The following is a 13,274-nucleotide window of genomic DNA, read 5'->3' as shown; positions in this document are numbered from 1 at the left end:
TCCTTCAACTGGTCAAAAACTCTTTGGGATCGAAATAAAGTTCCATTTCCCTCCAGAGTTCATATTTTTCCTTGGGCAGCTCGTAAGGCACACACTTGCGCACCGCCCTGAGGGCACTTTCCGCCGCCGTGCGGTAAAATTCCTGTCCGGGCTGGTTCATCCGTCCCTCGTCCCTGACTTCCGGCGGTCTTGCCATGGTGCCGTCAGGCCTAAGCCAAACCTGCACCACAATCAACAAATTCTCCGCATCCCTGGCGCCGGCCGGCACATTCCAGCACTTACGATCGTAAATCTGCTTGGCGACGGCCTGTGCCAGGGTCATCATCTGCTGCTCGACCTCGATCCGGTTCACCGGCTGCGGCTGGTCATATCCCTTTTCCTCCAGGATATCGCCAATGGATTTTTCCTCTTCCTGCCGTTTGTCCAGCAGGGCGGCGACCCGGTCGACCTGGAACCGGCTCGGCGGCCGCGGTTTAGACTTGGGCGTTACCGTCGGCGTTGTTACCGCAGCCACCTGCGGATCCGGTTTCTTTTCCGGCTTTTTTTCCACCGGCTTTTCCTTCACGTCGGGCAAGGGCATGTCGGAAGCCAGTTTCGGCGGTTCCGGCGGCATTTCCACCTTGCGCGTCGGCTTCTTCTCTTCCGGTTCCTTTTCCTCGGCCTTCTTTTCCACCTTGGGCGGTTCCGATTTCAGCTTCTGCACGTCGCCGATCTTGACCACTTCCACGGGGATCACGGACATTTCGGTTTCCGTATCATCCGGGAATAGCACCGGCACTCCCACAATCCCTACAACAATGGCAAGGAGATGGGCCACACCGGATATGATCAAAGCCTTGCGCACGATAGCTCCCGTTTACCGATCGACCGTGTCGGTCACCAGAGCCACCCGGGAATAACCGGCCGCGTTCATCACGCCCATTACCTTCATTACCGCACCATAATCCACCGCCTGATCGCCATGAACATAGATCCGGTCATCGGTGCGGTTCTCGAACACCACCTTGAGCCGAGGCACCAGCTCGCTAATACGGACTTCCTCGTCCTGGAGATAGATTTTACCAGCCTTGTCGATGGTGATGGACAGGGGCTTGGTATTTTCAGGCAGCGGTTTGGCTTCGGAATTGGGCAGATCGATGGGCACCCCCACCGTCAACAGCGGGGCAGCCACCATAAAGACCACCAGAAGCACCAGCATCACATCCACAAAGGGGGTGACGTTAATTTCGCTCATGGCCCTGTGGCGACGGCGAAAGCCGCTGCGATGGTGATGCGGCTGGTTTACCGGACCGGCCATCAGTGGCTCTCCTCGTCAATCTGGCGGGACAGGATGGTGCCGAATTCGTCGGCGAAACTGTCGAGCCGGTTGGCGTAACGTCCCAGGTCATTGGAAATCTTGTTATATCCCACCACCGCCGGGATCGCGGCCACAAGCCCCATGGCCGTGGCAAACAGGGCCTCGGCAATGCCGGGCGCCACCACGGCGAGAGAGGAGTTATGGGTGATGGCGATGGACTGGAATGAGTTCATAATGCCCCAGACGGTGCCGAACAGGCCAACGAAGGGGGCCGTAGCACCGACCGTGGCAAGAAAACTGAGATAACTTTCCAGGCCTTCCATTTCCCGGCTGACGGTCACCCGCATGACCCGGTACAGGCGATCCTGCACACCCATAGCAATCTTGCCGGTGCCAGAGACGGATCGCTGCCATTCCTTCATAGCCGCCACAAACAGCATGGCCATGGGATGGTCCGGATTACGGCGCATTCTCTCAAACAGCTCCTCAAGCGAGTTACCGGACCAGAATTCCGCATCGAACTGGTCCGCCTGGGCGCTGATGCGGCGAATACGGCGCACCTTGTCGACGATAATGGCCCAGCACCAGACGGAGGATAAAAGCAGGATGATCATGACCGCCTGAACGATCCAGTCAGCCTGGGCAAACATGCCCCATAGGGAAAAATCAGGAATATTGCCGCCCAGTTCCACCGCTTCTACTGCATTCTGTTCCATACTTTTGTCCTAACCCCGGAATAAATTAAATATTTTCAATCAGTTTCCTGATTCTGCCAGGCATACGCACCGGCTTGCCCGTCTTACCCAATATGCCCGCCTTGATCAGCGCGGAAACCAGAAGCTCTTCGCCCCGGTAGATATTCTGCCTCATGACCAGTGTTGCGCCTGCGGCCTTCTCGATTTCAGTCCTGACAAGAAGTACCTCATCCAGCCGGGCCGGGCTGATATAGTCCACCTCCGCCCGTCGGACTACAAACTGGACATCATCGTCCTGTTCAAAGGCCAGCATACCCATCTGGTCCACCCCAAGGAGACGCAACATGTCCGAGCGGCCCCGCTCCAGATATTTCAGGTAATTGGCGTAATAGACGATCCCTCCCGCATCGGTATCTTCGTAATAAACCCGGACCGGCAGAATATGGACGCCCTGTTCCAGCGTTCCGGCCAGATGTTCAGGCAGAATATTTACCAAATGTGGCGAAATTTCAGTCATCGCCGCCCTCTTCCTCTATGTCCGGCAAGCTAAACTGAGCCGTTCCCGCGATTTTCGGCGCATCAAGGCCGATGTGAGAGAAGGCGGCCGGCGCCAGCATGCGTCCCCGCGGCGTTCTTTGCACGAAACCAATCTGGATCAGATAGGGCTCGATGATCTCCTCAATGGCGTCCCTTGGTTCAGACAAAGCAGCCGCCAGAGTCTCGATTCCCACCGGCCCGCCACTATAGTTAACCCCAATACAGTTAAGATAACGATGGTCCATGGCGTCCAGCCCGACAGAATCAACCTCCATTCGGTTAAGCGCCTGGTCCGCGATCTTCTCATCCACCACGCCGCTTCCGGCCACCAGGGCGAAATCCCGCACCCGGCGCAGCAGCCGTCCGGCAATACGCGGTGTCCCGCGGGCCCGTTTCGCCACTTCTAGCGCGCCCTCTATGGTCATCTCCACCCCAAGGACACGGGCAGCACGGCTGACGATCTTTTCCAGATCCTCGGGGCCGTAAAATTCCAGACGGGTGGGAATGCCGAAACGATCCCTGAGCGGCGTAGTCAGAAGCCCGGACCGGGTTGTGGCGCCCACCAGCGTAAAAGGCGGCAGGTCGATACGCACGGAACGGGCCGCCGGGCCCTCGCCGATGATCAGGTCGAGGTGGTAATCCTCCATGGCCGGATAGAGAATTTCCTCCACCGCCGGATTAAGCCGGTGAATTTCATCAATGAAAAGAATGTCGTTTTCTTCCAGATTGGTCAGCAAAGCCGCCAAATCCCCGGCCTTGGAAATCACAGGTCCGGCTGTGGCCCGGAAATTAACCCCGAGCTCCCGCGCCATGATCTGGGCCAGCGTAGTCTTGCCGAGCCCCGGCGGGCCGTAGAACAGCACGTGATCCAGCGCATCGCCCCGGGTTCGCGCCGCCTGAATGAAAATTTCCAGATTTTCACAGGCCTTGCGCTGGCCGATAAACTCCGCCAGCCGGGTCGGCCGGATGGTGCTGTCAAATTCGTCTTCCGTTCGGGCCGCGCCGCCAAGCAGCCTGCCCTCACCTTCGCTCATATACTCAACTCCTTAAGGCCGAGGCGGATCAGTTTTTTCACATCAGCCTCCTCGCCCAGCTCGCGCGCAACTGTGCTGACCGCCACATAGGCGTCCGCCTGTTTATAGCCCAGATGCACAAGCGCCGAAACCGCATCCTGGATATCACCGGCGGCTTCGGACGGCGCTGCGGCTGCGGCGGCAACACCATCCCCTTTGGCGCCAAGTTGCACCGGCGCCATGGCAAATTTAGCCACCTTGTCCTTCAGTTCGTTAACGATGCGGGTTGCCACTTTGGGGCCCACACCACTGGCGCGCGAGACGGTTGTTTTGTCCTGGGCGGCAATGGATTGGGTCAGCTCGTCCGGGCCGGCAACAGACTGAATAGCCAGCGCCACCTTGGCACCCACCCCCTGTACGGTCTGCAGCAGCCGGAACCAGTCCCGCTCCAGTTCGCTGACAAAACCGTAAAGATGAATATGATCCTCCCGCACATGGGTATCGATCAGCAGGGAGACAGTCTCGCCCATGGTCGCCAGATGATTGAGGGTGCGCGAGGAACAAAAGACCAGATAGCCGACCCCGTTCACATCAATAACACACCAGTCTTCCCCTGAACTGTCCAGAATTCCCCTAAGTTTGGCTATCACCTCTGCCGTCTCCCCGGTACGATAATCTGTGCGCCGGGCGGGGCCGCCAGGGCCTCCTCCAGCGGGTTTTTTCTCTTTGTCATTGTTGAATGCAGTGTCGCATGCCCGCCGCCATTGTGGGCATGACAGATGGCCACGGACAAGGCATCTCCCGCATCCTCGCCATTGATTTCGATCCCCGGCAATAGCACCCCAAGCATGGCCAGAACCTGCTGTTTGGCGGCATGACCGGAACCGACCACTGATTTCTTGATATGGTTTGGCGTATATTCCGCCACCGGAATGCCCGCCATGGCCGGCACCAGAAGTACCACCCCCCTGGCCTGACCCAGTTTCAGGGTCGAGGTCGGGTTCTTGTTGACAAAAGTTTCCTCGACAGCGGCAGACTGAGGTTCCCAGTCGGCAATGACTGACGTCAGGCCGTCATAAAGCTGCACCAGCCGTTCCGCAAGGGTCGAGGAGGCGTCTGAATGCACAATGCCGTTGGCCACATGGGTCAGGCGGCTGCCCTCCACATCAATAATGCCCCAGCCGGTCTTGCGCAATCCGGGATCAAACCCGATCAGACGTTGCCTTTTTGTCACCCGTTCAGCTTCTCCAGAATTTCATCGGAAATTTCATAGTTGCCATAGACATTCTGAACGTCGTCCAGATCGTCCATCACATCCAGCATTTTCATCAGCTTCTCGGCGTCTTCCTCGCTCACCTCGATGGTGTTCTGGGGTTTCCAGATCAGCTTGGAGGATTTCGGCTCGCTGCCCACAGCTTCCTCAAGCGCCGTGCTGACCGTGTTCAGGTCTTCCATGGCGCAATAGATTTCATGGGTTTCATCGTCGGAGGCCACATCTTCAGCCCCGGCTTCCAGGGCCGCCTCAAACATGGCGTCCGCATCCATGACAGAGGCCTCGAAAATGATCTCGCCGACCTTGTCGAACTGGTAGGACACGCTACCGCTTTCGCCCATGTTGCCGCCGTTCTTGGCAAAGGCGGTGCGGATTTCACTGGCCGCCCGGTTGCGGTTATCGGTCAGGGCCTCGACAATGATGGCGATACCGCCCGGGCCGAACCCTTCGTAGCGAATTTCCTCGTAATCATCGCCTTCTCCGGCCTGGGATTTATTAATCGCCCGCTGGATATTATCCTTGGGCATGGAATTGGACTGGGCGTTTTTCACCGCCAGCCGCAGGCGCGGATTGGCATCAACATCAACGCCACCCATTTTGGCGGCAACGGTGATTTCCTTGCTCAGCTTGCTGAACAGGGAGGAGCGTTTTTTATCCTGCGCACCCTTGCGATGCATGATATTTTTGAACTTGGAATGTCCTGCCATAGGTCCACTTCTTTCTTACGTCTTCTGGTCTTCAATACCGGGGCCAACCGGTAAGTCTCCGGCCGCCCGCAAACAGGGTTTCCTCCTTGTACTTCACCGAGTCGCATTTGTGAACAGGGAGTTGTATTTTTTAGAAAAAAAGCTGACACCTAAAAAAAAACTTCGCTACCGTGCAGACACTGTCACCCCAGCCATCAACAAGCCATCAAACTGTAAAAAAAACTGATGATGTGTCAGGATTTTTTACATATTTAGAAGGACCTAATAATCAAAAACAATAAAAATTATTATTTTTCAATAGGTTATATTTTTGGCACGAAGATTGCGTAGTATCGCGGAAGTATAATTTATTAAGGGTAGTAAAATGAAAAAACTTGCAATTATTCTTTCTTCTCTTTTCCTGATGCTTTCCGCATCAGCCGCCCATGCCGTCACCGTCACCTATGATTTCGCCGGCATGAACGACATTGACGATGATATCGAGACTTTCGCCAATGGATTTATTGCCGATAGCGGCACCATTCTGGATGTAAATGTCGCTTTTCAGATTACCCCTGAATATGCAGGCGATATCAGTGTTTTCCTTAATTTCAACGGCACGTCGATCACGCTGATAAGCGCGGCAGAAGATGATGTTTTGGACGCATATTATGATGTTGTTCTGGACGATGAGTCAGGGAACAGCCTGCCTCTGTCCGGCACTATTGACGGAACCTTTGCCCCTGAAGAAGCCCTGAGCGCTTTTGATAGCATGAACGCCAACGGCCTTTGGAGCCTGAGCTTCCTTGATACCTATGAACCCGGCGAAGACAACACTCTGCTGGGCTGGAGCCTGGAAATCACTTACGGCGATGATTATATCGCCCGCGAAGTTTCCGCCCCGGCCTCGCTCGGCCTGCTGGGCCTGGGTCTGGCTGGCTTCGGCCTCGCCCGTCGCCGCGGCTAAAATATAACGACTAGTATTCTGAAAAGGCGGCCTCCGGGTCGCCTTTTTTATATCCCCTTTTCATTTTCATGGGCTTGCCCTTTCCGCGTTCCGGGGATAGGCTTTTCTCCATGAACAAGAAAACCATCGATTTCTGGTATGAATTCGCCTCCACCTACAGCTATCTGGCGGCGGAACGCATCGGCCCGCTGGCCCGTGACAGAGGCATTATCGTCCGCTGGCGGCCGTTCCTGCTGGGCCCGATCTTCCACGCCCAGGGCTGGAACACCACCCCTTTCAAGATATACAAGGCCAAGGGCGACTATATGTGGCGGGATATGGAGCGACAGGCAGCGCGCTATGGCCTTCCCTTTAAAGTCCCCGTCGTCAATGAATTGCCGCAGCACAGCGTATTGGCCGCCCGGGTGGCGCTCAGCCTACCCGATGACGGAATGCGGGCCGAATTCAGCCGCCGGGTCTACCGGGCGCAATGGACCGCTGATAAGTGCATCTCGGACCCGGAGGTGATTTCCGGCATTCTGGCGGACATGGAACTGGACGCCGGGCCACTTCTGGCGCAGACCCAGACCCCGGACATCAAGCAGGCGCTTAAAGATAATACCGACGAGGCCATAAGCCACGGCATTTTCGGCGCCCCCAGCCTCACCACCCCGGACGGGGAGCTCTTTTGGGGCGATGACCGGCTTGATCAGGCGCTGGACTGGGTCGCAAGCCGTTAAAAAGGCGGCCTTTCGACCGCCTTCCACTGCATCAGGCCGCTTCTGTCAGCCTTTCCCGCACATCAAGCATGGCGAGGCACGCCTGGGCCACTTCCTGGCCCTTGATCACAAAATGACCGCGGAAGAAGTTTTGATGATCCTCTGTCTCGTGGAAGTTATGCGGGGTCAGAACCGCCGAGAAGACGGGCACGCCCGTATCCAGCTGCACCCGCATCAGCCCGTCGATGACCGCCGCCGAGACGAAATCATGCCGGTAAATGCCGCCGTTGACCACAAAGGCGGAGGCAATCACCGCATCATACTGCCCGCTTTTGGCCAGATCCTGGGCCAGAAGGGGAATTTCAAAGGCGCCGGGCACCTTGAAAGCCTCCAGCTCAACCGCCTTGCCGGCATGATCACTGAAATAAGCCGCACAGCTGTCATGACACTGGTCGACAATGTCCGCATGCCAGCGGGCCTTGATAAAAGCGACCTTGAGAGCCGCAGAGGGGTTTTGGGATAATTTATCCATGGTTTGCTCCTTTTCAATTTAAGAAAACAGAACCAAGGCGCACGAAAAGATAAATCTGGCCGCCGACCGGCAACCAGTACATAACTTTCGCTCTCTTCCATCCGGACTGTGACCGTCGGCTTCGGAATCTCACCGAATCTGCTTGACCCATCTGCGATAAACCACAGGCAGATGGCGCTCGCGGGCTTGAGGCATACCGCCCCTCACCGCCGGTGGGGAATTTCACCCCGCCCTGAGAACTTGCCCTGCACCATGCAGGGCTGCACTCAGGCTAGCAAATGGAAGGAAATATGTCGATATTACAATTCCGGAAAGGCCCCATGCAGATGGGCGCCGAGCCTGACCGGCTCGATCCGTTTGGCAAGGCCGCTGCGATCGTCCGTCTCCACGAAAACCCCGCACAAGGTGCCCTCGCCCATGGCCGGGCTGAAGCGGCCGGTGGCAATCTTGCGGGTAAAGCGTTGTAACGGCTCCTCTTTTTCCATACCGATCACCGAATTATAGTCGCCGCACATGCCCGCATCGGTCTGATAGGCGGTGCCGCCCTCCAGAATATGCGCGTCCGCCGTCGGCACATGGCTGTGGGAACCGACCACGAACGAGACCCTTCCGTCGCAGAAATGGCCCATGGCCTGCTTTTCCGACGTGGCCTCGCAGTGAATATCCACCAGAATGAAGTTCACCGTCTGGCCAAGCCGGTGGCGGCCAAGCTCTTCTTCCACGGCGGCAAAGGGATCATCCAGCGGATCCATGAAAATGCGGCCCATGACATTGATAATGAGCGCCGTGCGCCCCCGGCCCGCCTCATAGATACCGGCGCCGATGCCGGGCGTGCCCTTGGGAAAATTGATCGGCCGGATCAGGCGTTTTTCCTGGCTGATGAACTGAACCGTCTCTTTCTGGTCCCAGATATGGTTGCCGGTGGTGATCACATCCACACCGCCCTCAAGGAGCTGATCGCAGATTTTCCGGGTGATTCCAAAGCCTGCAGCGGCATTTTCCCCGTTTACCACCACCAGGTCCAGTTTCAGTTTCTCGCGCAGTTCCGGCAGCTTTTCCAGCACCAGGGCCCGGCCAGACCGGCCCACAATGTCACCCAGATATAAAACCCGCACAGTTATCCTTTCTGTTCCGGCTCCTCAGAACCGGTAAATCTCTTCTTCCGTGACGATCATGTCCAGCGGCTGGTCATGCACATCGGCAAAGACATCATCCCGCCTCTGGCCCTCGAAGGCAAGACCGATGGTCAGCAAATCCTCGTTCCGGCTCCTGTAGGCATGCAGGGTGCGGTCGTAATAGCCGCCGCCGTAGCCCAACCGGTGTCCGGCCCCGTCAAAAGCCAGAAGCGGCACCAGCATCACATCGGGCATCACTTCGTGACATTTGTCATCGGGCTGCTTTGTCCCGTGCCCGCCGTCCTCCAGCGCATGAATCATGTCCCATTCCCGGAATTTTAGCGCATGGTCTTTGGCCACAATCACCGGCAGGGCGATACGGAAATGTGCCGCATGCAGGGCCTTCAGCACCACAAGGCAATCCAGCTCGCTGCCCAGCGTATGATAGCCGGCAACGATATCCGCCTCTTCCAGTTCCGGCAGCAGAATCAGCTTTGAGGCCACACGGCGGGCGGCGTCCTCTCCGGTCTTTTCTTTCAGCTCAAGCCGGTGTTGGGCGAGCTCCTGGCGCAGTTTTTTCTTGGTCGTCATATTTTCCTCCGGGAGATTTCTTTCCGGGTCAGGACCGCTAAAACCCCCGGTTTTCCTTGGTTTTTATAAACATAAATATATATACATATATATGCACGGGACCATCGCTGCCGTGATTTTATGTTTAATCCTCCGGAACCTGTTAAACAGGTGGGCGCCGTATAAAGAGACCACGGTCTCCACAGGGACAGCTCCCCGGATAGTGATTATAGCCCCAGGGAATAAAGAAAATCACGTACAGGGCAGTACCCGCGCACGTCCTATATGTAGGGATCATGGGACAAAAGGGCAATGGGGAAGTAGGAAACACCGCCTATTTTACTAGTTTTCCCACTCCAAAAAGAACAAAAAAAGAACAATTAGCTATAGACACCCAAATCTCTGGGTGATAAATTCCCCTAAATGTCAAAATAATTCCCAGATAAATGAAACAGGAGGAGAACATGGAAGTGGCCGAATTCAAGGAACTTCGGGAGCTCAACGCCCTTTCCGTGGAGGATACCGCCCACCTTCTGGGTGTCACGCCAAAAACAGTATATCGCTGGGAAAACGGGGAATCGGAACCAAAGAAAGCCTTTGTCCAGCTCCTGAAAGACAGACTGGAATATAAACGCGACTTCCGGGACCCTCATCCGGATTTCACCTTCATTGATCTGTTTGCAGGGATTGGCGGCATTCGCAAAGGCTTTGAAGCTTCAGGCGGCAAATGTGTATTCACCAGTGAATGGGATGAATATGCCCAGCGCACCTACCGGGCAAATTTTCATGACGACCACAAAATTGTCGGTGATATTACCAAGGTTGATCCAGCTGATATCCCCAGACACGATGTGCTGCTTGCCGGTTTTCCTTGTCAGCCTTTTTCAATTGCCGGCGTTTCCAAGAAAAAGTCTCTCGGACGCGAACATGGTTTTATGGACAAGGCCCAGGGTACACTGTTCTTTGATGTTTTACGCATTCTGAAACATCACCGTCCCGCCGCCTTTCTACTGGAAAATGTAAAAAACCTTAAAAGCCATAACAAGGGCGACACGTTCGCCACGATTGTTGGCGCCCTGGAAAACGAGCTTGGCTATAAAATCAGTTGCCGGGTCATTGATGGCAAGGGCTATGTCCCCCAGCACAGAGAACGTATTTTCATTGCCGGTTTTCGTGAAGACTGCGATTTTGATTTTGACAAGCTGGATTTTAAAACCCCGGACAATGGGCCGGTTATCGGCAGCATTCTGCATGAAGAAAGCGAAGAAGCAGAAGCAGAATATACATTGCCGGAAAACGCACCGGGTTCCAACGCCTCCTGCCGGATCAATGACAAATATACCCTGACCGACAAGCTCTGGAAATACCTTCAGGACTATGCCGCAAAACACAAGGCAGCAGGTAATGGATTTGGTTATGGCCTGGTCGGTCCAAATGACAAGGCAAGAACCCTGTCTGCCAGATATTACAAGGACGGCAGCGAAATCCTGATAAAGCAGGAAGGCAAGAACCCGCGCCGCCTGACACCCCGAGAATGCGCCCGGCTCATGGGTTTTGATCCGGACAGGAATACCCGGATGATTATTCCTGTATCAGATACAAGAGCTTACAAGCAATTCGGCAATTCCGTCGTTGTCCCGGTAATCACTGAAATTGCCAAATACATGAGACCCTACATACTTGACCAAAAAGAAAAAGAATTGATCCCCGAAGTGGTTGCAGCAGAATAGTCGTCAGTGACCGATGTCGTAACACCGCAAAAACGTAGCCAGATGATGGCTGGTATCACGGGCAAAAACACCCGCCCCGAGATGCTGGTGCGTCGAGCCCTGCATAAACAGGGTTTCCGCTACAGACTGCACGACAAGGACCTTCCTGGCAAACCGGACCTGGTTTTCCCAAAATACAAGGCTGTTATCTTAGTGCATGGCTGCTTTTGGCATGCACATGACTGTCATCTGTTCAAATGGCCTAAAACCAGACAGGATTTCTGGAAAGAAAAGATTGAAGGCAACAAGGCCAGAGACCGCAAAATCATCAAACAACTTCAGGAACAGGGGTGGCGTGTACTGAATATCTGGGAATGCGCCCTGAAGGGAAAAACAAGACTTTCCCTTGAAGAAGTTATAGAGAAAGCCTCTTTATGGTTGCACTCAAAAGATTCATGTGCTTCAGTTTTCGAAATAGTTGGGGAGAAAGCACAATATGACAATGGAGTTACCTGAAATCAAAAGCCTATCAAAAATTATAGGCCTCATGAGAAAAAATCAGGTACATACCCTTGTTTATAAACGTCTTGCTCCAAATGATAATTCAAAGAACCAGATATACTTGGGTGGAAATTATTCTATCTTGCAACTCCTTCCATTCGGTGCGGTTGTTACCGATAAAAGCAGGAAAGATAGCAAAAGAGACCGCTTCAAAGCCAACCTAGACTTTTTCTGGATGGACGATGAAGGAAAACTGTTTGAAGCTCCCGGCTCTCAACTTATTCTTTACCCGAAGTACCCTGAAGTACGCTTGTCGGGATTTCTTCAAGGCTCGGAGTACGCACCAAGAGACCACCTAAATTCAAGAAAGGAAGGACGAGTTCTATTACTCGGTATTACCCATGCCCGCCACATAGTTGCGCATGTAATTGGCCTCGAAAACCCTGCGAATCAAGAACTGGGAACTTTTGATACATGCAATGTCCTAAATGAAATCTACAGAGAACCAACCAACTTAGAATCGAAGCACAAACTTCTTGAGAAATTAAAAGAGATTCACGAAATAGGCTGGATAAACTCTTGTAAACTAGACAATAATGGTATTACACATCCTTATCAGGCACTGAACGGCGGTGGCTATACCATTGAAGCTATTCTTGGTGTTACACCAAATGGTCAAAACGAACCTGACTACCTTGGCTGGGAACTAAAACAACATAATGCCCCTCTGGATAAACCTCTATCAGGAGGGGCAATTACACTTATGACACCGGAACCTACCGGGGGTATCTACAAAACCAGCGGACTGATCAATTTTGTGAAAGAATTCGGGTATCCCGACACTAAAGGCCGAGAAAATAGATATAATTTTGGAGGTATACATAAATTTGGAGAAAGGCAAAATAGAACAGCTTTAACCCTTTCCCTCGATGGCTATGATATCAATTCACACAAAATTGTTAATATTGAAGGTGGTATCACTCTTCGCTCAGATTCTAATTGCAATGCAGCTTCATGGGACTTTGGCAGCTTGTTAGAAAAATGGAATAAAAAACACGCTCACGCAGTTTACATTCCATCACAGAAAAGAAAATCTGAAACTATTCAATATCGATATGGAAGCCATGTCGCACTAGGAATGGGAACGGATTTTGATAAATTTCTACATGCCGTCGCCATCCAATCAATATATTACGATCCAGGAATTAAGATCGAGAATATTGATCGTAATGACCAGAAATCAAAAAAACGTAGCCAATTCAGAATTAGACCTGCAAAGATTCCCGACCTCTATCAAGAAATGCAATTAGTTGATTTGATCAACTTTGAATAAATGTCACTTTATTTCTGACAATATAAAGCCCTAAACCCCCTCGAGCGTCCGGGCGAGGTTTTCCACCTTTTTCACGGCCTGGGACAGGGTTTTCTCGTAAAGGGCAGGGCTGTCCAGGTCGAGAGAGCCGTTTTTCAGGTCATCGAGCTCATCGGCCAGCAGAATAGCGGTCATCAGCATCAGCCGGCTGTCGGTAATGGCGCCCATCTGGGATTTGAGCTGGTCCGCCTTGGCATCGATAAATTCCGCCAGATTGCGCAGGCGCTCTTCCTCGCCGTTGCGGCAGGCCAGATGATAGGATTTATTATTGAAGGTGACGATGGTTTCCGCCATTTAAAATGCTCCCGC

Annotated in this window: 17 protein-coding genes, 1 other RNA gene and 1 riboswitch; of the genes, 5 read left to right on the top strand and 13 right to left on the bottom strand. The window is 53.6% G+C overall.

Translation table 11 applies throughout. From position 1 onward, the window contains the following. Nucleotides 1-4: 4 nt before the first annotated feature. Genes ACN0YD_RS02745 through ACN0YD_RS02710 form a run of 8 tightly spaced genes read right to left on the bottom strand, consistent with a single transcriptional unit; the run spans nucleotide 5 to nucleotide 5,522 of the window. Nucleotides 5-844 (bottom strand): hypothetical protein, encoded by an 840-nt coding sequence (locus ACN0YD_RS02745; protein WP_417317113.1) that lies wholly within the window; start codon nucleotides 842-844, stop codon nucleotides 5-7. Nucleotides 845-856: 12 nt separating this feature from the next. Continuing rightward, nucleotides 857-1,297 (bottom strand): protein TolR, encoded by a 441-nt coding sequence (tolR, locus tag ACN0YD_RS02740; protein WP_417317112.1) that lies wholly within the window; start codon nucleotides 1,295-1,297, stop codon nucleotides 857-859. Beyond that, nucleotides 1,297-2,013 (bottom strand): protein TolQ, encoded by a 717-nt coding sequence (tolQ, locus tag ACN0YD_RS02735; RefSeq protein ID WP_417317111.1) that lies wholly within the window; start codon nucleotides 2,011-2,013, stop codon nucleotides 1,297-1,299. The genes tolR and tolQ overlap by 1 nt, the downstream gene beginning before the upstream one ends. Nucleotides 2,014-2,038: 25 nt before the next feature. Beyond that, nucleotides 2,039-2,509, bottom strand: a complete 471-nt coding sequence (gene ybgC, locus ACN0YD_RS02730) for a tol-pal system-associated acyl-CoA thioesterase (protein ID WP_417317110.1) — start codon at nucleotides 2,507-2,509, stop codon at nucleotides 2,039-2,041. Then, nucleotides 2,502-3,563 (bottom strand): Holliday junction branch migration DNA helicase RuvB, encoded by a 1,062-nt coding sequence (ruvB, locus tag ACN0YD_RS02725; protein WP_417317109.1) that lies wholly within the window; start codon nucleotides 3,561-3,563, stop codon nucleotides 2,502-2,504. Before ruvB ends, ybgC begins: the two co-directional genes overlap by 8 nt. Next, nucleotides 3,560-4,192 (bottom strand): Holliday junction branch migration protein RuvA, encoded by a 633-nt coding sequence (gene ruvA / locus ACN0YD_RS02720; RefSeq protein ID WP_417317108.1) that lies wholly within the window; start codon nucleotides 4,190-4,192, stop codon nucleotides 3,560-3,562. The genes ruvB and ruvA overlap by 4 nt, the downstream gene beginning before the upstream one ends. After that, entirely contained in the window at nucleotides 4,189-4,776 is a 588-nt protein-coding gene (gene ruvC / locus ACN0YD_RS02715) for a crossover junction endodeoxyribonuclease RuvC (protein ID WP_417317107.1), read from the bottom strand. The genes ruvA and ruvC overlap by 4 nt, the downstream gene beginning before the upstream one ends. Then, nucleotides 4,773-5,522, bottom strand: coding sequence for a YebC/PmpR family DNA-binding transcriptional regulator (locus ACN0YD_RS02710; RefSeq protein WP_417317106.1), 750 nt, complete (start codon nucleotides 5,520-5,522; stop codon nucleotides 4,773-4,775). The genes ruvC and ACN0YD_RS02710 overlap by 4 nt, the downstream gene beginning before the upstream one ends. Before the next feature lie 364 nt (nucleotides 5,523-5,886). On the opposite strand from ACN0YD_RS02710, the gene ACN0YD_RS02705 reads away from it, so the two are divergent. Together ACN0YD_RS02705 and ACN0YD_RS02700 are read left to right on the top strand one after the other, a co-directional pair. Beyond that, complete coding sequence (locus tag ACN0YD_RS02705; RefSeq protein WP_417317105.1) at nucleotides 5,887-6,468, top strand: PEP-CTERM sorting domain-containing protein; 582 nt, start codon at nucleotides 5,887-5,889, stop codon at nucleotides 6,466-6,468. Nucleotides 6,469-6,578: 110 nt separating this feature from the next. After that, a complete protein-coding gene (locus tag ACN0YD_RS02700; RefSeq protein ID WP_417317104.1) occupies nucleotides 6,579-7,187 on the top strand; it encodes a 2-hydroxychromene-2-carboxylate isomerase in 609 nt (202 codons plus the stop codon). Nucleotides 7,188-7,218: 31 nt separating this feature from the next. On the opposite strand, the gene ACN0YD_RS02695 is transcribed toward ACN0YD_RS02700, so the two are convergent. From ACN0YD_RS02695 to ssrS, 4 genes are all read right to left on the bottom strand, one after another. Next, on the bottom strand, nucleotides 7,219-7,698 hold the full coding sequence (locus ACN0YD_RS02695) for a 6,7-dimethyl-8-ribityllumazine synthase (RefSeq protein ID WP_417317103.1): 480 nt from the start codon (nucleotides 7,696-7,698) through the stop codon (nucleotides 7,219-7,221). Nucleotides 7,699-7,783: 85 nt separating this feature from the next. Further along, nucleotides 7,784-7,942: riboswitch (FMN riboswitch) on the bottom strand. Nucleotides 7,943-7,997: 55 nt separating this feature from the next. Further along, complete coding sequence (locus ACN0YD_RS02690) at nucleotides 7,998-8,813, bottom strand: TIGR00282 family metallophosphoesterase (protein ID WP_417317102.1); 816 nt, start codon at nucleotides 8,811-8,813, stop codon at nucleotides 7,998-8,000. A 24-nt stretch (nucleotides 8,814-8,837) separates the two neighbouring features. Beyond that, the gene (locus ACN0YD_RS02685; RefSeq protein ID WP_417317101.1) at nucleotides 8,838-9,404 is read right to left on the bottom strand and encodes a 5-formyltetrahydrofolate cyclo-ligase; all 567 of its coding nucleotides are present in this window, start codon (nucleotides 9,402-9,404) and stop codon (nucleotides 8,838-8,840) included. A 94-nt stretch (nucleotides 9,405-9,498) separates the two neighbouring features. Then, a non-coding RNA gene (gene ssrS, locus ACN0YD_RS02680) (6S RNA) lies at nucleotides 9,499-9,656 on the bottom strand. A 191-nt stretch (nucleotides 9,657-9,847) separates the two neighbouring features. On the opposite strand from ssrS, the gene dcm reads away from it, so the two are divergent. Genes dcm through ACN0YD_RS02665 form a run of 3 tightly spaced genes read left to right on the top strand, consistent with a single transcriptional unit; the run spans nucleotide 9,848 to nucleotide 12,926 of the window. Continuing rightward, nucleotides 9,848-11,113: a DNA (cytosine-5-)-methyltransferase gene (gene dcm / locus ACN0YD_RS02675; RefSeq protein WP_417317100.1), complete on the top strand. Its 1,266-nt coding sequence runs from the start codon at nucleotides 9,848-9,850 to the stop codon at nucleotides 11,111-11,113. A 6-nt stretch (nucleotides 11,114-11,119) separates the two neighbouring features. After that, entirely contained in the window at nucleotides 11,120-11,608 is a 489-nt protein-coding gene (locus ACN0YD_RS02670) for a very short patch repair endonuclease (RefSeq protein WP_417317099.1), read from the top strand. After that, entirely contained in the window at nucleotides 11,589-12,926 is a 1,338-nt protein-coding gene (locus ACN0YD_RS02665) for an MvaI/BcnI family restriction endonuclease (protein WP_417317098.1), read from the top strand. The genes ACN0YD_RS02670 and ACN0YD_RS02665 overlap by 20 nt, the downstream gene beginning before the upstream one ends. A gap of 30 nt (nucleotides 12,927-12,956) precedes the next feature. Here ACN0YD_RS02665 and ACN0YD_RS02660 read toward each other — a convergent pair whose 3' ends face one another. Continuing rightward, on the bottom strand, nucleotides 12,957-13,259 hold the full coding sequence (locus tag ACN0YD_RS02660; RefSeq protein ID WP_417317097.1) for a cell division protein ZapA: 303 nt from the start codon (nucleotides 13,257-13,259) through the stop codon (nucleotides 12,957-12,959). Nucleotides 13,260-13,274: the final 15 nt, after the last annotated feature.

The sequence above is a fragment of the Emcibacter sp. genome (genome assembly GCF_048269205.1).
GTDB lineage: Bacteria > Pseudomonadota > Alphaproteobacteria > Sphingomonadales > Emcibacteraceae > Emcibacter.
Note: the sequence above shows the minus strand (reverse complement) of the source record. Positions and strands in the feature narration are given on the sequence as shown.

Bases quoted from the DNA above. Each gene is read 5' to 3' on its own strand.
- tolR (WP_417317112.1), bottom strand. From the start codon at position 1,297: ATGGCCGGTCCGGTAAACCAGCCGCATCACCATCGCAGCGGCTTTCGC.
- tolQ (WP_417317111.1), bottom strand. From the start codon at position 2,013: ATGGAACAGAATGCAGTAGAAGCGGTGGAACTGGGCGGCAATATTCCT.
- ybgC (WP_417317110.1), bottom strand. From the start codon at position 2,509: ATGACTGAAATTTCGCCACATTTGGTAAATATTCTGCCTGAACATCTG.
- ruvB (WP_417317109.1), bottom strand. From the start codon at position 3,563: ATGAGCGAAGGTGAGGGCAGGCTGCTTGGCGGCGCGGCCCGAACGGAA.
- ACN0YD_RS02710 (WP_417317106.1), bottom strand. From the start codon at position 5,522: ATGGCAGGACATTCCAAGTTCAAAAATATCATGCATCGCAAGGGTGCG.
- ACN0YD_RS02705 (WP_417317105.1), top strand. From the start codon at position 5,887: ATGAAAAAACTTGCAATTATTCTTTCTTCTCTTTTCCTGATGCTTTCC.
- ACN0YD_RS02700 (WP_417317104.1), top strand. From the start codon at position 6,579: ATGAACAAGAAAACCATCGATTTCTGGTATGAATTCGCCTCCACCTAC.
- ACN0YD_RS02695 (WP_417317103.1), bottom strand. From the start codon at position 7,698: ATGGATAAATTATCCCAAAACCCCTCTGCGGCTCTCAAGGTCGCTTTT.
- ACN0YD_RS02685 (WP_417317101.1), bottom strand. From the start codon at position 9,404: ATGACGACCAAGAAAAAACTGCGCCAGGAGCTCGCCCAACACCGGCTT.
- dcm (WP_417317100.1), top strand. From the start codon at position 9,848: ATGGAAGTGGCCGAATTCAAGGAACTTCGGGAGCTCAACGCCCTTTCC.
- ACN0YD_RS02665 (WP_417317098.1), top strand. From the start codon at position 11,589: ATGACAATGGAGTTACCTGAAATCAAAAGCCTATCAAAAATTATAGGC.
- ACN0YD_RS02660 (WP_417317097.1), bottom strand. From the start codon at position 13,259: ATGGCGGAAACCATCGTCACCTTCAATAATAAATCCTATCATCTGGCC.